Origin of the sequence: Pantoea sp. B9002 (assembly GCF_013385945.1) — a bacterium.
In the GTDB taxonomy this organism is placed as follows: domain Bacteria; phylum Pseudomonadota; class Gammaproteobacteria; order Enterobacterales; family Enterobacteriaceae; genus Pantoea.
On record NZ_JACAPA010000039.1, the window covers coordinates 21,838 to 44,589 of the forward strand.

12 protein-coding genes and 1 pseudogene are annotated in these 22,752 nt (G+C 44.7%); 8 read left to right on the plus strand and 5 right to left on the minus strand.

The genetic code is table 11. The features are described from left to right. Positions 1-49 precede the first annotated feature (49 nt). From HX773_RS19260 to HX773_RS19270, 3 genes are read left to right on the plus strand one after another with little or no spacing between them, the layout of a single operon-like run. The gene (locus HX773_RS19260) at positions 50-1,501 is read left to right on the plus strand and encodes a TolC family outer membrane protein (protein WP_061720228.1); all 1,452 of its coding nucleotides are present in this window, start codon (positions 50-52) and stop codon (positions 1,499-1,501) included. After that, the gene (locus HX773_RS19265; protein ID WP_176972870.1) at positions 1,498-3,669 is read left to right on the plus strand and encodes a type I secretion system permease/ATPase; all 2,172 of its coding nucleotides are present in this window, start codon (positions 1,498-1,500) and stop codon (positions 3,667-3,669) included. Before HX773_RS19260 ends, HX773_RS19265 begins: the two co-directional genes overlap by 4 nt. Next, positions 3,666-4,892 carry an HlyD family type I secretion periplasmic adaptor subunit gene (locus HX773_RS19270; RefSeq protein ID WP_176972871.1) on the plus strand — a complete coding sequence of 409 codons (1,227 nt, stop codon included), beginning with the start codon at positions 3,666-3,668 and terminating at the stop codon, positions 4,890-4,892. The genes HX773_RS19265 and HX773_RS19270 overlap by 4 nt, the downstream gene beginning before the upstream one ends. Positions 4,893-5,082: 190 nt before the next feature. On the opposite strand, the gene HX773_RS19275 is transcribed toward HX773_RS19270, so the two are convergent. Both HX773_RS19275 and HX773_RS19280 read right to left on the minus strand, forming a co-directional pair. Beyond that, on the minus strand, positions 5,083-7,803 hold the full coding sequence (locus HX773_RS19275) for a glycosyltransferase (protein WP_176972872.1): 2,721 nt from the start codon (positions 7,801-7,803) through the stop codon (positions 5,083-5,085). A 225-nt stretch (positions 7,804-8,028) separates the two neighbouring features. Continuing rightward, positions 8,029-9,123 (minus strand): class I SAM-dependent methyltransferase, encoded by a 1,095-nt coding sequence (locus HX773_RS19280; protein WP_176972873.1) that lies wholly within the window; start codon positions 9,121-9,123, stop codon positions 8,029-8,031. A gap of 1,416 nt (positions 9,124-10,539) precedes the next feature. Between HX773_RS19280 and HX773_RS19285 the strand changes: the two are divergent. The 5 genes and pseudogenes from HX773_RS19285 to HX773_RS19305 all read left to right on the plus strand — a co-directional run. Then, positions 10,540-10,869: pseudogene (locus HX773_RS19285) on the plus strand (secretion protein HlyD); the annotation flags it as partial. A gap of 273 nt (positions 10,870-11,142) precedes the next feature. Next, entirely contained in the window at positions 11,143-12,285 is a 1,143-nt protein-coding gene (locus HX773_RS19290; RefSeq protein WP_176972874.1) for a capsule biosynthesis protein, read from the plus strand. Between the two features lie 23 nt (positions 12,286-12,308). Beyond that, a complete protein-coding gene (locus HX773_RS19295; RefSeq protein ID WP_176972875.1) occupies positions 12,309-13,982 on the plus strand; it encodes a polysaccharide biosynthesis/export family protein in 1,674 nt (557 codons plus the stop codon). A gap of 12 nt (positions 13,983-13,994) precedes the next feature. Then, complete coding sequence (locus tag HX773_RS19300) at positions 13,995-16,022, plus strand: capsular polysaccharide biosynthesis protein (RefSeq protein WP_176972876.1); 2,028 nt, start codon at positions 13,995-13,997, stop codon at positions 16,020-16,022. Between the two features lie 3 nt (positions 16,023-16,025). Next, positions 16,026-17,222 carry a capsule biosynthesis protein gene (locus tag HX773_RS19305; protein WP_176972877.1) on the plus strand — a complete coding sequence of 399 codons (1,197 nt, stop codon included), beginning with the start codon at positions 16,026-16,028 and terminating at the stop codon, positions 17,220-17,222. Positions 17,223-17,298: 76 nt separating this feature from the next. On the opposite strand, the gene HX773_RS19310 is transcribed toward HX773_RS19305, so the two are convergent. From HX773_RS19310 to HX773_RS19320, 3 genes are read right to left on the minus strand one after another with little or no spacing between them, the layout of a single operon-like run. Next, entirely contained in the window at positions 17,299-18,081 is a 783-nt protein-coding gene (locus HX773_RS19310) for an acyltransferase (RefSeq protein WP_176972878.1), read from the minus strand. A 20-nt stretch (positions 18,082-18,101) separates the two neighbouring features. Further along, positions 18,102-18,965: a hypothetical protein gene (locus HX773_RS19315; protein ID WP_176972879.1), complete on the minus strand. Its 864-nt coding sequence runs from the start codon at positions 18,963-18,965 to the stop codon at positions 18,102-18,104. Positions 18,966-19,012: 47 nt separating this feature from the next. After that, the gene (locus tag HX773_RS19320; RefSeq protein ID WP_176972880.1) at positions 19,013-22,750 is read right to left on the minus strand and encodes a CDP-glycerol glycerophosphotransferase family protein; all 3,738 of its coding nucleotides are present in this window, start codon (positions 22,748-22,750) and stop codon (positions 19,013-19,015) included. Positions 22,751-22,752: the final 2 nt, after the last annotated feature.

Consider the following 22,752-nt stretch of genomic DNA (forward strand, 5'->3'; position numbering starts at 1 on the left):
TAGGGCACAGGGATGTGCCCCTTTCTCTTTATTGACTGGTGGACTATCGATGGAACTGATGCACTCAGGCGCAACTTTTCGCCGTTCGTTTAAGCTCAGCGTTCTCTGTGCGGGCATGGCTTTACTTTACAGTTCTCAACTTTTAGCGGCCAGTGACGCGTTAACCCGGGCGGGGCAAATTACCTCAGCAGGCTTAGCGCAACAGCAAGAACTGCCTTCATTAACCGGTGAGGTGGCGGAACCCGCCCTCGCCAACGTCCCCGACTTTCTCACTATCAACCAGGCGGTACAGCGCGCCATTCAGTGGCATCCCGATATCGCCCAGGCGGTGGGAAAAATGCTGGAGCAAGCCAATCAGGTTGATGTAGCAAAAGCAAAATACTATCCACAAATCAGTGCTGGCATGAACAACGGTTACAGCAACGCCTACAGCGAAAAGGGTTTCAGCCCCTCGTTTGTGCTGTCGGTTTCGCAGATGCTGTATGACTTTGGCAAGGTCAGCAGTTCGGTACGTTCCGCCGAAGCGGGCGTGGCGCAGGAGCAGGCCAACGTGCTGGTAAGCATTGATACCGTGGCGCACGATACCGCCGCGGCGCTGGTGGAAGTGCAGGGCTATCAGCAACTGGTCAAAATTGCGCGGGAGCAGCTCACGGCGCTGAGTAAAATTGGCGACCTTGCCCGGCAACGTAATGAAGAGGGTGCGGCGTCACTTTCGGATGCCACGCAAACCGATGCGCGTATCGAAGGCGCGCGTACCACCCTAACGCAGTATCAAGCCAACCTCGATCGCTGGCGCGCCACGCTGGCAACCTATCTTGGCTGGCCGCTGGTGAAAAAAGTCAGCGACGACTTCCCCACCAAACTCACCCAATCCTGTCAGGTGGCGAAAGCCGATGACAAGCTCAATCCGTCGGTGCTGGCGGCCTGGGCGCAGGCCAATCAGGCGCAGGCCAAACTCGATAATGCCAACGCGCAAAACATGCCTACCATCTCGCTGGAACCGCAGGTGACGCATTATCTCAACAATCACTATTCCGGCAGCGAATCGCTGGATCGCACCCAATATTCGGCGTTTGTGAAAGTGGAAATGCCGCTCTATCAGGGCGGCGGCATCACCGCCAGCCGGGACGCAGCCGCCAATGCATTGCAGGCCGCCAATGCGGCCGTCAACTCGGCGCGGCTTAAAGCGCGTCAGCAGTTGAGTGAGTCGCAGAACGAGTCGCAAAGCCTGTCGCTCAGCCTGGCGATTATGGGACGGCAACAGACGCTGGGCGAGAAAACCCAGTCGCTCTATCAGGATCAGTATCTGCAACTCGGCACGCGTCCGCTGCTGGACGTGCTCAACGCCGAGCAGGAAGTGTTCCAGACCCGTTTCACGCTGCAGCAAACCATCAGCCAGTTACGCTCACTGCAGCTCGATTGCCTCTACAGCACCGGGCATATGCGGTCGGCGTTTGCTTTGAATAATCAGCGGATCCAGTCCGTGGAGATCCAGCCATGACGCAATTACAGATTCCCGACGCGCCCGATAGCGCGTCCGGGGGAAACGTGCCCTTACACGGATGGGCCACCGCCATCATCCTGATTGCCACCCATTATCGCTTGCCCTGTTCGCCGGGCATGATCATGGCCGCTGCCGAATGGCAGGGCAAACAGTCGCGCGATAAAGCGTTGCGCCATCTGGCGCGCCAGGCCGGCTTATCGCTGCAGCTGTATGAAGAGAATCAGTGGGAGATCACCAGTTGGCGTTTGCCGCTGGCGATCGAGCTGGCCGACGGTCAGGTAGGTGTTATTACGCAGTTTGATGGCGATGATGAAGTGCGGGTGCATTTCGCCGGTGATGAACAGCCCGCGCCGATTGCGCTGGAGACTTTGCTGCCGGAAATCCGTTTTGCCGCCGCGTTGCGTCCGGTTACCGCCGCTAAAGACAGCCGCGTCGATCGCTATCTCGCCACGGTAAAACCGGATTGGCTGCGCCGTCTGGTGCTGCACGATCTGCGGCCGTACGGCTACGTGATGCTCGGATCCTTCCTGATCAATCTGCTGGCGCTGGTCGGCATTATCTTCTCGATGCAGGTGTACGATCGGGTGATTCCGGCGCAGTCCTATCCAACGCTGTATGTGCTGTATATCGGGGTGATCATCTCGGTGGTGTTCACTTATATTCTGCGCGTCGGACGCGATCACGTGACCGATCTGCTGGGTAAGCGCGCCGATATGCGCGTTTCCGATCGGGTGTTCGGTCACGCGCTGCGACTGCGTAACAGCGCGGTGCCGCGCTCGACCGGCACCTTTATCTCGCAGCTGCGCGAGCTGGAGGCGATCCGCGAAATGGTCACCTCCACCACGGTAACGGCGATTGTCGATATGCCGTTCTTCCTGCTGTTCATGCTGGTAATGGCGATTATCGCGCCGCAGCTGGCGTGGATTGCGCCGGTGGCGGTGCTGCTGATGATCCTGCCGGGCGTGCTGAGCCAGAAGAAGCTTTCGAAGCTGGCGCAGCAGAACCTGAAAGAGTCGACGCTGCGTAATGCGGTGCTGGTGGAGAGCGTGCAAGGGCTGGAAGATATCAAGCTGATGCAGGCGGAAGATCGCTTCCTGCAACAGTGGAACAGCTACATTCGCATTACCGCGCAATCCGGCGTTGAGATGCGCAAAGTAATGCACTCGCTGATTACCTGGGGCGTGACGGTGCAGGGCTTGGTGTACGCCAGCGTGATTGTGATCGGTGCGCCGATGGTGATCAACGGCGATATCACCACCGGTGCGATTGTGGCGGCGTCGCTGCTCTCTTCACGCATGATTGCGCCGATGGCGACGCTGTGCGGCGTGCTGGCGCGCTGGCAGCAGGTGAAAGCGGCAAAAGGCAGCCTCGATGCGCTGATGAATTTGCCGGTGGAAAACAGCAAAGACGAAACGCGTATTCATACGCCGGTGCTGTTTGGTCACTACCAGTTCACCGACGCGATGTTCCGTTACTACACCGATTCAATGAACATCGCGCTGCGCATTAAAAGCCTGACCATCAAACCGGGCGAGCGCATTGCAGTGCTGGGACGCAACGGTTCGGGCAAATCGACCTTGCTGCAGGCGATGATTGGTGGCATCGATCTGGTCGGCGGTGAACTGCGGCTGGATAACCTCAGCCTGCCACATATTGATGTGGCCGATGTGCGGCGTAACGTTGGCCTGCTGACGCAAAACGCGCGGCTGTTCCACGGCACGCTGCGCGAGAATCTCACCATGGGCGCGGCGCACGCCACCGATGATGCGATCTTTGGCGCGCTTACCGTCAGCGGCGGCGCGGATTTCATTCGTCGTCTGCCGCTCGGCCTCGACCATCCGATTATGGAAGGCGGCGTTGGGCTTTCCGGCGGTCAGCGTCAGTCGCTGCTGCTGGCGCGCATGCTGCTGCGCGATCCTAACATCATCCTGCTGGATGAGCCGACGGCGGCGCTCGACGATCACACCGAGAAAGAGTTTATCGAACGGCTCGGTCAGTGGCTCAACGGGCGCACCTTGATCGTGGCGACGCACCGTGCGGCGATTCTCGCGCTGGTGGATCGCGTGCTGGTGCTGAAAGAGGGACAGCTGGTGATGGACAGCCCGAAAGAGAACGCCTTGCCGGCACCGCGTGCTAACGGCAGTCTCCCGGAGGCGCAATCATGATCAAACAATTACCGGCAAGACTGCGTTTAGTGACGGCGGCAGAAGTGGACTCCTCCGACGATCTGCTGGGCGAGCTGCGATCCGAAACCCATTACACCGGCGCGGTGCGGCTGATCGTCATCAGCACCGCACTGATCCTCGTTACGGTGATTTGGGCCTGGTTTGGCGTGCTGGATGAAGTCTCAACCGGCACCGGCAAAGTGATTCCCAGCTCGCGCGATCAGGTGCTGCAATCGCTGGAAGGCGGCATCCTCACCGAGCTGTATGTGCACGAAGGCGATCAGGTACAGGCCGGGCAAGTGGTGGCGCGCCTCGATGCCACGCGCTCGCAATCCAACGTCGGCGAAAGCGCGGCACGCTATCGTGCAGCATTGGCTGCCGCCGCGCGCCTCAATGCGGAAGTGAATGATCAGCCGCTGAATTTCCCGGCGGAGCTGAATAAGTTTCCCGATCTGATGGCATCAGAAACGCGGCTGTATAAAACCCGTCGCGCGCAGCTCACCGATGCCACCGCGCAGTTTAAAGAGTCGCTGGCGCTGGCTAACCGCGAGCTGGCCATCACGCAGCGTCTGGCCAAAACCGGTGCCGCCAGTAGCGTGGAAGTGCTGCGTTTGCAGCGCGATAAATCAGATCTGGAACTGAAACTCACCGATATGCGTTCGCAATATTACGTGCAGGCGCGCGAGGAGCTGGCGAAAGCCAACGCCGAAGCCGACAGCATGGCGCAAGTGGTGAAAGGGCGTGAAGACACGGTAACGCGATTAACCATCCGCTCACCGATGCGCGGCATCGTGAAAAACATCAAAGTCTCGACCGTGGGCGGCGTGGTGCCACCGAATGGCGAGCTGATGAATATTGTGCCGATGAACGATCGTCTGCTGATTGAAGCGCGTTTGTCACCGCGCGATATCGCCTTTATCCGTCCCGGCCAGCGCGCGGTGGTGAAGATCTCGGCTTATGACTACGCGATTTATGGCGGCCTGAACGGCGTGGTGGAGAGCATCTCGCCGGATACCATTCAGGATGAGGTGAAACCGGAAATTTACTATTACCGCGTGTTTATCCGCACCGATAACGACTATGTGCAGAATAAAGCCGGTAAGCGCTTCTCCATCAGTCCCGGCATGGTTTCGACCGTGGATATTAAGACCGGTGAGAAGACGGTGATGGATTATCTGATTAAGCCGTTTAACAAAGCGCAAGAGGCAATGCGGGAACGGTGATTTTTAACTGGTTTCTGCAATAAAAAAGGGGCGCTATTAGCGTCCCTTTAGGAATTGCAAAAAATAATTTTAATTCATATTACGGTAGTAAATAATAGAACTAGGTTAAAGCATTTAAAATTAGCTATACGGTATACTTTGCACATCATAACATCCAATTTTAAAAGAGCGGCATTACATGGTTAAATTTTCATTGCAAAGATGAATAAATACTACAGTATCGGTCTGCCATCCATGATAATGTATTTTTCATTCCCTCAGTACTTTGCCATTCATTTACCCTGTCAACTTTAAGATTGTAGTCGTGAATATCATTGACTATATTTATTAATTCATTTACGCACTCAACATGGCCTATATTTTCTGAAACAAGCCAGCCCGCACCTGTTGATTTAATTCTATTGCCAACAGCACCTAAATCTATAGCCATCACTGGAATGCCTGCAGCCCACATTTCTGTTAAAGTATGGCAAAAGGTTTCAGGCCAAAGTGATAGAACAACACCAATATGTGGATTTATTTCGGCTATCTTGGAAAGAACATCATCTCTGGAATAGGTACCGTGATGAATACCAAATCCAGTAAGGCCATTGGTATTTCCCAGGAAGTGAAATTCAAGTTTTTTTTCAGTATCGTTAATGATCATATCTTTTAGAAGAAGTGAACCCTTAGCTATCGAGATATTACCAAGTACTAACACTCGAATTTTTTGAGGGGGTATTGTCGCATGCTCTCCTTTAACCATTACGGGGAAATCTCGCCCATGCGGTATGGTGTGAAACTTATCAGCTATTTCTGGAAGTATCATGCAGATTTGTTCTTTTGCTGATTCATCAGTGGAGATTATCGCATCGCAATAAGATGTGAATGTCCTGAATTTATTCCTCCAATTATAAATGAATTCATTTTTCAAGTTTATAATTGAGCCTTGACTCCATAATGGAATTGTACAGTCACCAGCGTTGTTATTGCACTTTCCTGCGCAGTATTTATTAGACTCATTTTTTAAGTTTACCGTTGGACAAATTGAGTAAAAATCATGCATTGAATATATTACTGGAATATGCATTGCTTTCGCAATACGAGGTAGACTTAAACTATGCCATGCAATGTGGCGAATGTGTAGTAACTCAATGTTGTATTTATACAATAAGTCGGAAACTATGGCGTCATATTCATCGGAGAGGTGGGTGACGGGTTCTAAAGCTATTGATAATGGGATTTCCAAAACTGGATGTAATTTTTTTTCAATGAGCTTGCTGAGGTATATTTTCCTACTATCGCAACGCAAAAGCATACATTCATATCTATCATCTACTGCTTGCATCAAGTCTAAGTTTGTTTGAGGAGTGCCTCCCGTTGTAGTAGAAATCACAAATAGTGCTCGTGGTAATATGGGTTTTTGGTCATGGTTTTCAATAGTTCCACGAATTTTAGAACGAAAGAGCCTTAATTCCAAATCGATAAATCTATTAATTGCATTTTTATATTCAGGATAATCTTTCCTCAACTGAGATGCGCCATCCTCCATTAATTTAATTTTTTCTTCCTTAAAGCTTTGACTGCGTTTATGATAGACAAAAGATTTGTCACAAATCAAGTTATGCCAGCCACTCTGATAAGCTCTCATACACAAGTCATTTTCCTCGCCATACCCTCGAGGATATTTTTCTTCATTAAATGCTCCATGCAAATCTATGAAGTCACGTCTTATATATAAGCAGAATCCATTGCCTGTAGGCACTGATAAACATTTTCCATCTGTATTTTGAGTGATGAGTCTGGCATGTTCATTCTTCGTAAGCCCCACAGTTTGATGATTAAAAGCTCCTATTTCTGGTACTGAAAAAGCACCGGAGTTGTCTGATATTGCAGTAACTGTGGCAATAGTTTCACGTGAATAAGCGGAATAAATCATATTCTCTAACCAACGTGGAGTTGTAACGGTATCACTGTTGAGAAGTACTATATCATTTTGGCCAGCAAGTTGGATGGCTTTATTAACAGTGCAGGTATATCCTAAGTTTTCTTTATTTTTTATATGTCTGAATGAGTGCGTTTTTTCATAATATTTTAAAAGATCTGCGATCCTGTCATCAGGACTACAGTCATCGATCATTAACACCTCGTGGTTTTTATTTATTGTTTTTGTTAGAGAGTCAAGACAGTCTACAACCGCTTCGTATGCATTATAAATGGGAACAATAACAGTGACTTTTCTAATGCGTCTACCGTTAAGTGCATCCATAAATCTTGATTGGAACTGAATAGATTCCGAATTGGTATAATATACCCTGTTACTATCACCTAGTGATTTATCAGTATTTCTATGACGAATGTCAATAATAGAGTTTTTGGTGAAAATGTTTTCGGGGAAAATTACTTTGAAGCCAGCTTGTTCACCTCCGATGCCTGCTTCAATGAGGTCTCTTCTTTCATGAATAGTCTCAATTGTAGTGAGGAAAATATTATCTACAAATATATCTAATTCAACAGGGTGATTTATTCGACTTTCGTCAATAGCCCAGCCTCTAAACTCCGTTTCAGTCAGTTCATCAAAGTACCCTTTCAAGTTAGGATGTTTATCATGACTATAATTTTCAGGTTTTTTTTCGTTTTCGTTTGATTCTTTTTCTGAAGCTATCTCAGGTAATATATCTAATACAGGAACCGTAATATTTGTCAGGAGTAAATGGCTTACAAGATCATCAAGAGACTTGAATTGATCGTAGAGTTTATTATCAAAAATGGCACTTGGTTTTCTTTTTAAAAAGAAGCCATACTTCATAAAATGCAGTTCAGGACTTAACCCTGATTTCTCAACATCCGGGTACTGATTTTTATACCAATCGTTATCAATTATTTTATTATTTATAAGTACATTGGTACCGTTTCGTTGCGTAGTGCTCATTTCTTAATTCTCCAGATATTAATTAAAGTGATTAATTAATTGGGTATTTTAAATTTTGCAATGTGAGTTTTAAGACTGAATGTTAGTTTTAAGTGATGTTTTTTTAGGTTTTTATTGGTACAAAAAAGGAGTTTTATGTGGATTTAATTCATCAGTCGACATTTAAATTTAAGTCGCCATTTATATTAAGGTTGTTAATAAAAGAGTGTGTTTTCCATCATATGATTAACTCTTTATGTTATTGATCATTCGACGTACAGTTCTAATTGGTTTTGTTATTTTCCATGACAAGGTATTTTGGATGCTATTAACCATGTTTTTCTCATGGTTTAATTGAATTCTAATGTTATCTAATTCTAATTGATGTTGTTCAGCTATTTTAGTAATTATGCTGATTTCTTCATATCGCTCTTGAAGTTCTTTTTCATAATGGCTAACTTGTTCTTTTAAAAGTGATAGTTGACTTTTTTCTTCTGATGTTAGTTTTGATTCTTTATTTAAGCTACTTTTTAAAGTTGAGATTTCTTTTTTAAAGGAAGAACTTTCCCAGTTGTCAGCACAAGCTCGTCCCAGATGTGAAAATATATCTCGTGTGTAACGAGTAGCAGAGCGGTTAGTTGAAAGTGAAAAGAATTTCTGCATCACATCGATTTGGTTAACTCCCACGCCAATTACACCTAAACCATGTCCATGCGAGAACTCGAAATGTGGATATTTTTCTTTCAGCTCTTCAAATAATTTAAATACCCCAAATTGATTTTTTCTGACGTTAGTATCATGCATAATAATGACACCCTGAATTGAAAGCTTTGGCAACCAAGAGTCGAAGTCATGTCGAACCGCGTCCAAAGTATGCAAACCATCAATATGCAATAAATCAATACTCCCGTCAGCGAAGTGTTGTAATGCTTCATCGAAGGAAGTCTTTATAAGAGTTGAAAAATCTGCATAATTTCTTTGATTATGTTCATAGACTTGAGCATGTACTTCTCTTCCATAAATTCCAGCATGTTCATCACCCTGCCATGTATCTACCGCAAAACATTGTGCATCCCAATCCTGTTGAGAAATTGCCTGGCAAAATGCAAAGTAAGAACTTCCATAATGAGTTCCCAGTTCAACAAATCTTTTAGGCTGCAATGTTTCAGCAAGCCAGAAAGCAAAAGGAATATGTTCCAGCCAGGCAGATTTAGTAATATAAGTTGGTTTCAAGAATAACGATTTCTTGAGAAGGAAGTTGCTAACGCCTTCAAAAGAGTTCATATCAAAAAGTTGTTCTTGAGTGAGAACCGAACGATTACTGTTGATTTTTTTTTCCATGTCTTATCCAGGTTATTTAATATGTTTTTAAGTGAGCTTGCTAATTTTAACCGTATTGTAATTACAATACGGTTAAAATACGTTATGAATAGTGATGAGGAAAAAATGGTGGTATGTTCCATTTAAACTTATTGATTTTTTATGTGCTCGAAATTTACAGTTGTAAATTTCATTTGCAAAAGGTTTTTTAATTTTCTTATTCGGGTCTTATATTTAGTTTGTTAATTTCAATAGCGCTTAAACTAATAATAGTTAGGAAATTAATACATTCAATATTCATTTTAAAAAAGATGAATGCTACCGCCCCAGGCTTTACAGCTACCTGTGCACTGAAGTAATTCGAACTGTATACATAGTGCTATTTCTTGAAGTATAGTGCTATGCTCAAAAAATGGCCATATTATCAGCAGTTAAGAGTGATTAATTTGCTTAATAGTAGCCATAAATGCAAGCATTTTGGTAAATTGAAGAAGCATAATGACAAAGTTGTCAAATGCATCTGTCAACTTACTTAAGATACATTGTGACGTTGTATGCTTCAGGTCCAAAATTTTTTTTATGCGTAGTGTTATTGTGTTCAAAATTTAGCCACACCCCTAAGCGGGTATTAAATCGACATGAATAATATCAAAGAGTTACAAATGTAATTCATGTTATTGTTTCTTAGTGTTATTTATCTGTTTGAATACTTCTATAGTATTTTTTTCATTACTTTTGACCAATAATCACATTAAGATTTCCGTTTAAAGATTACGCAATACTATAAAGTGAACGCTTTTACTCCTATCAGGCAGCACATACAGATTTTACTGTTCTAACCAATACAATCCTTCCAAGTATGCAGAGATTCGCGGAGCATACGATCCCCGCATAATTTCACCCAATCATTACCCTCATGGTCGAGTTTAACGAAGCGGGGATAGATTGTAGTCATCTATACCTTTAATGGCTCCCGGGCATCGACTGATTCACGGATATTTAGCTAATTTATTTTTTGGTGATTCGCAGGATTTTTTGGCAAACTACAGGCGAATGGCAAGCGTGAATTGAATTTTTGTCTGTCGCTACTGTACGCGCGCTGAACACTCCTATAGATAGCCCTGGTGTGCTTCAATATATAACCGATGCTGATTCCAACGGCCCGACTTTCGATCTCGGCACTTTGTTCTTCACCGCCTGGAAAGGAGAAGGATCGATCTGCAGCACATTATGCAGATCGGTATTAATAGAGTCATCATCATGAACTTTTTCAACACGCTGGTTGCTGCGAAGGTCAGCGATCGCAGCGGTGATGAGATTCTTGTCGAAGTGAAGCGCATCGTTGGCTATCTGCCGGTGTATCTAATCTTTGATATCGACTGCTTTAATCCAGCACGTGCTGGGCAAAAGTGCGTCAGTAATTGGCGGATTGAGCCGCTGTCACCGCGCGATATCGCCTTTATCCGTCCCGGCCAGCGCGCGGTGGTGAAGATCTCGGCGTATGACTACGCGATTTATGGCGGCCTGAACGGCGTGGTGGAGAGCATCTCGCCGGATACCATTCAGGATGAGGTGAAACCGGAAATTTACTATTACCGCGTGTTCATCCGCACCGATAACGACTATGTGCAGAATAAAGCCGGTAAGCGCTTCTCCATCAGTCCCGGCATGGTTTCGACCGTGGATATTAAGACCGGTGAGAAGACGGTGATGGATTATCTGATTAAGCCGTTTAATAAAGCGCAAGAGGCAATGCGCGAACGCTGAAGCCACGCAATCTCACTCTAAACCGCTGTTTTCACTGGAAATTAGCGGTTTTTTTTCTGGCTTAAATCGTCTTCATTAGGCTGGACGTTATCGCATTTAAATCAAGTCGTTTCTTAAATTGCTCCCCGCACGTTCCTTATATCCTGCCCTCCGTTGTTTTGTTCTTAAAAAGAAATCACGTCGACGTTCAGTGACTTTCATTTTCTGTATCGAATGATGAACTCACAGGCAACACCAGCCCAAACACCCAATAACATTTGATGATAGTTGCATATGAAAGCGAATCTCACTGTATCCAGGTTGCGTCACTGTTTCTCTGCCGTTTCACTGGCGGGCATTCAGCAGCATCTGGCGAAAATTATCATTCTGCTGCCGATGGCGCTGCTGATTATCTATCTGGTGATTTTCAGCCAACCGCGTTACATGAGTGAATCCAAAATTGCCATCAAGCGCTCTGATGACATCACTCGCAACAGTTTGAATGTTGGCTTGTTATTGGGCGCGGCGAACCCAGGTTCGGTCGAAGATGCGCTCTATTTGAAAGAGTACATCAACTCGCCAGATATGCTGTTTGCACTCGACCAACAGCTCAATTTCCGCGAAGCCTTTAGCCACAGCGGCCTGGATTTCTTTAACCACCTATCAAAAAAGGCCTCGACGGAGCGCTTTCTGCAGTATTACCGCAATCGCATTAATGTGATTTGGGATGACAAAACCGGACTGCTGGATATCAAAACCCAGGGTTTTACGCCTGAATTTGCCCTGCGTTTCAATACAGCATTACTGAAAGAGTCTGAGCGCTTTATCAACGAGTTGTCACACCGTATCGCACGTGACCAGCTCGCTTTCGCTGAGGCTGAGCTGGAGAAATATCGCCTGCGTCTGGATGCCAGCACCGCCGAACTGCTGGCGTATCAAAACAGCCACAACATTCTGGATCCTGAAGCGCAGGCACAAGCGGCCAGTGCGTTGGTGAATACGCTTACGGCGCAGAAGATCCAGATGGAAGCGGAGTTGCGCAATCTGCTGACCTACCTTCGCGATGATGCTGCGCAGGTGGTGAGCCTGCGTAATGCTATTGCTGCTATGCAGGCGCAGATCGATAACGAAAAAAGCAAAATCACCGCTCCGCAGGGTGACAAGTTGAACCGTATGGCGGTGGATTTTGACGAGATTAAATCCAGGGTCGCATTTGATAACGAACTGTTCACTTTAGCGCAGAGTTCAATTGAAAAAACACGTGTGGAAGCCGCGCGCAAACTGAAAGTGCTGTCGGTGATCAGTTCACCTCAGCAGCCGCAGGAGACGAGTTTCCCTAATACGCCTTATTTGATCGCCTGTTGGCTTCTGGTGTGCTGCCTGATGTTTGGCACGCTGAAACTGCTGCTGGCGGTAATTGAAGATCACCGGGATTAATGCTGTCGCATAAAGAGCATGCCATGAAATTATTAAAATTATTTGTACTCCTTGCGGCCGGTTATGCCGCATCAACCAGTGCCAGTATTGCTATCAATGCCGATCAAAATCTGACCGGAGCCGCACCGTCACCGTTTCTTAATAGCCAGTCGAACTCCGCCGTCGATAATTCCGGTTTCGACAATACGCCCGTTCCCATGGCTACTGAGCCGGTGAGCCGTATCTTTGGTGCTCAGCTGTTTAATGGCACCAGTGCCGACAGTGGTGCAACGGTTGGATTCAATCCCGGCTATATCCTCAATCCCGGCGATAGCATTCAGGTGCGCTTATGGGGCGCATTTACCTTTGACGGCAGCTTGCAGGTTGATCCTAAAGGCAATATTTTCCTGCCAAATGTGGGGCCGGTCAAAGTTGCCGGCGTCAGCAATAGTCAGCTAAACGCGCTGATCACCAACAAAGTGAAACAGGTTTATCAGGCGAACGTCAGTGTGTATGCGTCACTGCTGCAGGCGCAGCCGGTCAAAGTGTATGTCACCGGATTTGTACGCAGTCCCGGCCTGTATGGCGGTGTGACTTCGGATTCACTGTTGAACTATCTGATTAAAGCCGGTGGTGTTGATCCTGAACGCGGTAGCTATGTTGATATCGTGGTTAAGCGCGACAACCGCGTGCGATCCAGCGTAAATCTGTATGACTTCCTGCTTAAAGGTAAGCTCGGATTGAGCCAGTTTGCCGATGGCGACACCATTGTGGTGGGGCCACGACAGCACACCTTCAGCGTGCGCGGTGATGTGTTCAACAGTTATGACTTTGAGTTTGCGAAGAGCAGCATCGATGTCAGCGAAGCTCTCAGTTGGGCGCGTGCCAGGCCAGGTGCCACCAATATCACCATTGTTCGTCAGCAGGGTTTGGCTAAACGCAGTGAATATTATCCGATCAGTTCTGCGCCGGGCCGCGTCCTGCAGGATGGCGACACGCTGATTGTCAGCACCGATCGTTATGCCAGCACCATTCAGGTTCGCATTGAGGGCGCGCACTCCGGTGAGCATGCCATGGTGTTGCCTTACGGCTCCAGCATGCGCGCAGTGTTGGCAAAAGTGCGTCCTAACAGCATGTCGCAGATGAGTGCCATCCAGCTGTATCGTCCTTCCGTGGCAACCAGGCAGAAAGAGATGATGAATCTCGCGCTGCAGAAGCTCGAAGAAGCGTCCCTTTCGGTGCAATCCTCGACCAAAGAAGAGGCCAGCTTGCGTTACCAGGAAGCGCAGCTGATTAGCCGTTTTGTAGCGAAAGCACGCAACGTGGTGCCGAAAGGTGAAGTGATCATCAATGAGAAAAACCTCGACGGCATTCTGCTGGAGGATGGCGATGTCATCAGCATTCCGCAGAAAACCTCGTTGGTATTAGTACACGGCGAAGTGTTGTTCCCTAACGCCGTCAGCTGGGAAAAAGGCCTGCGCCCGAAAGATTACATCGCCAGATGTGGTGGCCTGACACAGAAAGCGAGTAACGCCCGCATTATTGTGATTCGTCAGAACGGTGCAGCAGAAAATGCTGATGATGTGGATTACCTTAATCCCGGTGATGAGTTGATGGTACTGCCGAAGTATGAGTCGAAGAACATCGAAGTGACTCGCGGTATCTCCACCATCCTGTATCAGCTGGCTGTCGCGGCGAAAGTGGTTCTGACGCTGTAGGAGTAATGCGCGATGATCGGTATTTTCTCCTCAGGTATCTGGCGAATTCCCTATCTGAGCAACTTTCTGGCACAGCCGTGCCAGAAGCTCAGCCCCTTTATGCCGATTGCGGATGACATCGCCTCGATTGCTGTTTGGGGGCATCGCCCTAGCGTGCATAAGCCAGTGGCGCTGGCTCAGGGCGCGGGTAAATCCATCTTACGCCTGGAGGATGGTTTTATTCGTTCGCTGGATTTAGGTGTCAACGGTGCGCCGCCGCTATCGATGGTGCTGGATGACGTCGGCATCTATTACGATGCCAGCCATCCCAGCGCGCTTGAGGCATTAATACGCGATCATGAGACGAATCAGGCGCTTGCGGCAGATGCAGAACATGCAATCAAAACTATCGTTACCGAAGACCTGTCAAAATATAACCATGCGCCTGCGTTCGTCACCGACAAACACCCATCCGACGATATTGTTCTGGTGGTTGATCAAACTTACGGCGATATGTCAGTGATCTATGGCAATGCCGGCCCTGATGATTTTGCTTCCATGTTGAATGCGGCGTTAAGTGAAAATCCTCACGCCATTATCTGGGTTAAAATCCATCCCGATGTGTTGCAGGGAAAAAAAACGGGCTATTACCATCAATTGAAGTCCACTCCGCGTGTTCGACTGCTGGCTGATAACGTCAGTCCGCAATCCTTACTTCGCCACGTCTCACGGGTTTATGTGGTGACATCACAGTACGGTTTTGAAGCCCTGATGGCAGGCAAAGCTGTTATCTGCTTTGGCCAACCCTGGTATGCAGGCTGGGGATTGACCGACGACCGTCACCCACAAGCGAAACAGCTTCGCCAGCGTCGTGGATGCGCAACGCTTCACGAATTGTTCGCAGCTGCCTATTTTCGCTATAGCCGTTATATCAATCCGCTGACCGGTGAGCCGGCGACGCTGTTTGATGTCATGAGCTGGATGCAAATGCAGCGTCGCTATCAGCAGCAGCGCAACGGATATCTTTGGGCGCCGGGTTTGTCATGGTGGAAATACACCATCCTGAAACCCTTTTTACAAACGCGAACCAATAAGCTCAGCTTTAGTCTCAGAGAGGATCGCGCGACGGCCTGTGTAGTTTGGGGTAATCACGGTGAACAGCGCTGGCAGGAGAGGGCTAAATCACAGCTTTTGCCAATCTGGCGGATGGAAGACGGTTTTTTACGTTCTTCGGGATTAGGTTCAAATTTGATGCCTCCGCTATCACTGGTGCTGGATAAACGCGGGATTTACTACGATGCATCACGCAGCAGCGATTTAGAAGTGATGCTTAATGAAAGTGAACTGACGTTAATGCAGCGCCAACGGGCGCTACGATTACAGCAGCGATTGGTTGACAGTAAAATCAGCAAATATAATTTGGGCGCTGATTTTGTTTTGCCGCCAGCGGCGCTGGGGAAGCGCGTAATATTGGTGCCGGGTCAGGTAGAGGATGATGCATCGATTAGAAGCGGAACCTGTTCAGTAAGAACCAATGCCCAATTATTACACGCAGTGCGCAAACGTAATCCTGACGCCTTTATCATTTATAAACCGCATCCCGATGTTTTGGTTGGTAACCGACAAGGTCAGTTGGCGCAATCAGATGTCGCGTTGCTGGCCGACTATCAAGTGCTTAATGCTGATGTGATTCAATGCATTCAGGTGGTAGATGAAATCCATACCATGACTTCGCTTGCGGGGTTTGAAGGCTTGTTGCATGGCAAAAAAGTCTGCTGTTATGGAATGCCATTCTATGCTGGATGGGGATTAACGCACGATGAATATCACTGTGCACGCCGCTTACGAAAGCTCACGCTTAGTGACTTAATTTATCAGGCGCTCATAGAGTATCCGACTTATATTCATCCGACGCGACGTACTGCGATAACGGCGGAAGAAGCAACGGATATATTGATTAACACACCAAGAGCTACGTTAGAGATTGAAAAAACTCGCTTAGATAAAATTAAACGTACATGCAGAAAAGTTTACCGCGTTATTAAAATATCGATGCTTTGAGAAATGAAAGGCACTGCATTCACTAAGTTACTGGACGGTAAAAAATATCTTTTATTGCAGGGTCCGATGGGGCCCTTTTTCAGTGACCTTGCCAGTTGGTTAAAATTGCACGAACGGGAAGCCATTAATGTTATATTTAATGGTGGTGACCGATTCTATTGTCGTAATCGCCACGCACTATCCTATCTTCAGCCGTTGAATGCATTTCCAGAATGGTTAACAGAAATACATCAGCAGTCAGGATTTGATAGCATTCTATGTTTTGGAGATTGCAGGCCACTACATCAGGCTGCGAAATTTTGGGCTAAGGATAAACATGTGCGATTTCTGGTTTTTGAAGAGGGTTATTTTCGGCCACACTTTATCACTCTGGAAGAGGGTGGAGTAAACGCCTACTCTTTGTTGCCGCGTGATGCGGAGTTTTATCATTCATTACCAGAGTCTTCTCTTTTAGGTTTTAATAAGATCGCGGCTTCGTCAGTTAAGAGAATCGCTCATGCAATCTGGTATTGCTTGATGTACGGCTATCACCAACATGAATTCATAAATTACCAGCATCATAAATCCATCTCCATTATATCGGAAACCAAATGTTGGATAAGATCCTGCTGGCGAAAGCTTCTCTATAGATTAAAACAGCAGAGTATTTCGAAAAATATTAAAAAAGAGATGAGTGGAAAATATTACCTTGCAATCTTACAGGTATATAACGACAGTCAAATTCACCACCATAGCCCTTATGCGGATATCGAAGATTATATCAAAAGTGTAATTCTTTCTTTTTACCAATCTGCACCTCAAGACAGCTACTTAGTTTTCAAGCATCACCCGATGGATCGTGGTCACCGTAATTATTTGCAGCTGATTAAATCAATCGCTCTGAAGAGCGGTATTTCAACCAGAGTGATCTATGTTCATGATCTGCCTCTCGATGATCTTTTGTCTCATGCCCGAGCTGTCGTCACGATTAACAGCACTGTGGGCATGAGAGCATTAGCTAAATTCAAACCGTTAAAAGTGTTGGGAAGTGCAATTTACGACATTATTGGTATGACATATCAAGGTTGTTTAGATGATTTCTGGCAAGCAGAATTCCAGCCGGATGCGATACTTATCCGTAAATTTGAAAAGTATCTTAGAGAACACACGCAGCTAAACATGGAGTTTTACGCACGAGGAAAAAATCGAATGCTTGATTAGTGAGGAGGGTAAAAATCAGCGGGGATTAGCACATACTGATCTATTACAATATGTGCCAAAGAACATGTTGCGCTATTTATTGTTCGCCAAATTTTTTCAGATAATGTTCCTGTATCTGTTTTGCTTCTTTACCACGTCCTCTAAGCCACATTTTTCCATCCAAAGGAAAAGCTTTTCCAGGAATACCGGCCATACAACTAAAGCGAGCGCAGGATTTCGTTACCACAGCGGCAAAGGAGATAATAGAGCAAGCACCAATTTTTACGTTTTTAAGAATTGCGCAGCGTTGTGACAGCCAGCAATAGGGTTCGATTATAATCGGTGAGTGAGAAACATTAGTCTGTTTACCGGTTTTAGTATCAAAAACAATATGACCGTCTGCCGGTCTGATTACTACTTCAGATGCAATTAAACAGTGATCGCCCACGATCAATCCATTATCACTCATTCCTGAGTTAAACCCGGTGCTCCATGAGTTGTCAGCAGTAACAGATACGCCATCACCGATTAAAATAGCATCCCCAAGCCCTAAAGCGACGGCAGAAACTTTATTGATATTAAGGTTTTCACCCAAATACAAAAAATTGCTTTCATTTTTAAGCGAAAATTTATTTGCACGGCCGGTAAAATTATCATTGATGACAACATTGCAATTTTTAGCCTTTTCAGTGAAAATCAACTCAATTCCAGCAGGAATCGTTTCTCCCTTGATATGAATTTTATTTGAATCATCACCTTTGATGCCTAGCATCATGGGGGTAAAGGTCTGGTAATTTTTTAAAGATATATCGAAGTTTGCAATGCAAGTGTCGATATCTGCTCTGTTTTTTTCAATGAAAGCTGAATGGATGATTTTCATTTGTAGTTCTTAGTCTAAGTTTATTTAATATAGTTATAAATGACGTTTCGCTTATTAATCCCTTTAGCGTACGTAATTAATATTTTCAATCTATTCTTCTGATAAGAAAGACCTTCCGGCTCATAAAAATTTTGTTGTGAGAACACCATTGCATCTTCAATACCCGAAGTTACGCGAGTATCAATACGCTTTAATTTACCATTCACAGTGTAAAAATAGATCACTTTAGGTGTCAGTCGCGCATTGCCGAACATCAAAGCGACGTCATTTCCATTCGAGGCGATTGCCTGAAGGGGTTGTAAAGAACCGATAGCATTACTGGCTATTCGGGATGAAATCGGCCATTGATGAAGATAGTTATCACTGAGATCAATATTGGTATAGTGCTTCATTGCTGAATATATATTTGCAGTATCGAAAACGCGGATAAACATCTTACCGTTCTTGCTTCGTCCTCGAACAAAAATAAAACGGCCATCACCTGAAAGTGCAGGCATGGTTTCACTGCTTGGGGTGAAACTATCGGGAAAAAGTTTGATTCTATATTTTATCGTTTTCTCTTTGTTATTTATCTTATATAACAATATATGTAAGCCGGATTTTTTCATCCCAGTCAAAATATAGAGTGCAGAGTTATCCTTGAGCGTTGATACACCAAAACCTTGATGGCCTATATCCGCATCTTTTAGCAGTAATTCACGATAGCCATTGCTATTATAGAAAATCATCGACAAGTTATTTTTATAATCTTGCTCAAGGGTAAAAAGGTTTTCATCCTTATCGTAAAATATTCCCTGCAAATTAAATTGACTCTTGATTTCCGTTGCGGCACCAGCAGCATAAACACTGGAAGAAAGCGAGTATAGCACCAGCAGAATAACCATGATGATTATTCTGCGGATAGACGCCAAGGAAGTTACACGTTTAATGTTTATGATCCTATTCTATTAAGTTCTTGTACGACGTTGTTTAACTCTTTAACCGCATCAATTAACGTTCTGTAGTCACTATCTTGATGCCAATTATTCTTGTCAGAATAATAGTCTTCGTGTTTTTTCATTACCGAAATGGTGGCGATTTTTCTGGCAAGTCCAGGCCGATTTTTTTTGTAGAAGTGCAGTGAGTACCTGTAAACCTCCGAGCAGGTATAAGTATAAACTTGCTTGTCGATACTCTGTTCAATCATCTGATACAAAATATCAAGATTTACCTCACTACGGTTTAAAAACTGTGCATCAAAAGCATTGATGTAGCTCTCTTTTGGATACAATCGGGAAATTTTAGTTTTCAACTCAGTAATGCCACGTGTCAGGAAAATCGCAACCAAATACTTAGTTAAGTTACTTTCGTTCTGAATATGAATCTTACTGATTGGATAGTTCTCAAATGCCTCGACAAACCTGGGGTACTTTTTTCCTTCAAATAGCATACTTAGATGCTCATTGAGTAAAGTGTCATTTTTGTTTCCGGTGACAAAAAATTTACTCAGTTGAGATGGCACTGTCTCATTGTTTAGTAGTAAATAGGCCTCTGTTGCTCGAGGGCTAAGTTGATTTCCATGTAAGAACTTTAAATCAAAGGCGCGTATATTCTCATTCGCATGATATTCAAGCATAAGCCTCAACAGATTGTCTTTTTGGGTATCACTTAACGTTGCTTTCTTTAAGTGTATCAATGCTTCTGAGAAGTTGCCTAATTTTAGTAGGTTGATTGAATCTAACATTTGTAACAGTGTAGCTTGTTTAAATAGCGCATTACTTTTTACTTTGGCAAGTAATGTTGTTGCCAGATAAACGTTATTTTTACCACTGTGAATGACAATTTCACAGGCCGTTCTGGTCTGTGGCAGAAGATAATCCTCATCAGAAAGGGCTTCAGACAAACTATCCAAACCAGATGAGTGACTTAGAACACCCTCAGTTAAAGCTACAGCAATATTAACAATGCGAAAAAGTGGATTAATGTCGTTATTCTCATGAGCTGAATTATCTGTGCCAATGATAGGAAGATTAAACATCTCTGCATGCGCCATCAATTTAGCCAGTAAAACATGACGATTTTGCAGCTTAGCCCAAAATATCATTTCATTTACTGCGCGAGTAAGTTCAACCCTTTCTACCGGTAACAGATCAATGTCCGACTTTGTTAACTCAACAAGGCTTTTTTCCGCTGCGACAAGATCGAACGAAGCCAACTGAATTTTAAGATAATGATGAATAAGATCAAAAGATCTCGAGCCTATTCTCAGTGTTGTTAAAGTCTCATATAAACGCGCTGAGTTATTATTATCATCATAAGGGAAGAACTGATTGATTCGCTGAGTGTAAAAGTCATCAAGCTGACAGTTTTTTTTCAGCAAATCGTTTAAGTTACTTTGCAGTGTTGAAATATTACTGGCGATCGCACCGAAGCCATTATTTTTATAATCATAGTATCCCTTTGAGTAGGAGTGTTCTGAGAAGAACGTATCAATATCAAAATGAAAATAGAGAATAGGTTTACGCATGTAAGCAACATCGAAAGCCACTGATGAATAATCAGTGATAAGTACATCTGATTGTTTAAAAACCTGTTGGATGCTGCAGTTTTCCATTCGTTCTATTTCAATATAATCCGGGATGGCCAGCTCCTCAAGATAATCCACGAGGTTGGGATGAGCCAGAAACAGTATTTTATAGCCATTTTTTTCAGCCATTTTCTTTAATCGCGTTGACTGCAAAAAACCGCCCCATTGCTGACAAAAAAGTGATGTCAGGAAATTCGGGTTTTTAACGCGCTTACTGGATTTAGCCATCAGTTCTCCTGATAGGCTTTTCCGCCAGGTTGGCATGACTAAAATTTGTTTATCAGTGTCCGTTTTTTTCAGATTGTCATAACGTGGAAAACCTGTAAGTACGGTCTCTTTGGAGGTGTAGCGATAACGTCCTTCGTTGGCAATGTCTTTAAACTCGGGTGTACCGGCAGTGACCAGATAATCTATTTTCCGGCTGTTTAACCACTCTGACTGGTCATCTTTTGTAACGCCATGCTGAAGAAATACAAATTTAAACTTCATAATGTCGCAGTAATGCTTTCGTGGCAGATAATTAGTGATTGCAGGGTTAGCGTGTGAAGAAAGCAGAAATTTTGCATTCAATAGCGCAAGCCGATGCTGCAGACTACCAAACTCAATTAGCCTGAATCCTTCATTTTTCAGACGGCCCCAATCTGGAGACGATTTGTTGAGTAAAAACCACGCGTTAACACTTGACTGATTTTGTTTAACATAACGATAAAAGTGCTCTGCATTATCATCAGCACGGAGATCGTTATCCACAAAAAGCCAGCACGTTTCAAATTTCCTGGTAAATAAAATTGATGTGGCAAGATAGCGTAATATCTTTGCTTTTGCTGGTAATTTTTCTTTTAATGCATTTTTGCTTGTTAGCAGAGTGACTAATTTTCCATAACATTCAGACTTCAGACGTTTCCCTGCTATAAACAATTCAGTCTGATAGGTATTGGTAAATGATATTTTTTGTTCCTGATTTTCAAAGGAAACCCATAAATATATTTCATAGCTAAATTCCAATCCTAATAAAGTAAGTTTCTTAATTTTTGCATTGGTGGGGATCACCTCATTGCTATCGATGAAACAACGCGGATAGGTATTTGAGTGAGAAGCTATTTTAAATTTGAGTGATGTATGTTCATTATCTCCCTCTTCAAGATAACAGATATCACGTTCAACATGAGAACCCATTATCTTTGAATAACCAATCTTATGAATATGGTTATAATTAGGTGATGAAAATGATTTTATGATGTCATGGCCGATATTTCTGGATATGTTCATTAATAGTTTTTGAGCGATATCTTTTTCTTCTGCAGTAAGAATTTCATCTGATTTTTTGTTTTTTAATAGCACAATAACTATCTGATGAATAAGGAATAATACACTCTTTAATTTATATGCATCTTTCTGCATATGTTTGATATTAATATCAATGCAATCAAGTAAATTCAGGAGTGTTGAACCTGATTTGACTAATTGCTGTATATGCGTTTCAAATCGCTCGCCGCTTATGGAACCAACATAAGCGTTGCTTAGAAATTGATAGCCTTGTTGTGAAGTGCTGCGCGTTAGAGCTTCCAGGGCGAATACGATGCTGTTAGTCCACCCTTTATTTTCAGGATTAGCAAGGTTTCTGGGGATTAAAACTGACTTAATAATACAATTATCAAGACAAGGAAGTGCATACTCCTTAATGACTAAGTGCTGATTTTTATTGATGCTTTTGATGTTCGCTAAAACGGGATCCATTCGAAAAACAGTGCTTTCTGGCGAATAGGCATGAAGGATGATGTCATCTGCAGTGCTGAAGTTTACATTTTGGTAGAACTCAGTTAAAAACGGCTCACCAACTATATCTCCAGCAGAAATAACCTTAACGTACGGAGTCACCGGATGAGCGACCTGATCGGCGGTGGCAATTGTATGTTCTGAGAAATGGCCTGATATTTCAGACCTTCTGATACTGTTGATGGTTGTATCAATCAACGATTGATCTTCTCCAACAATAATAAAGGAGATTTTATCAGCGTGATGAATGCTTTTTGTTTCGCGGGAAGTTAATCCTATTGTACTAATGCGGTTTATGGTCTTCTTGAGCAGTTTTTTTATGTTCATGA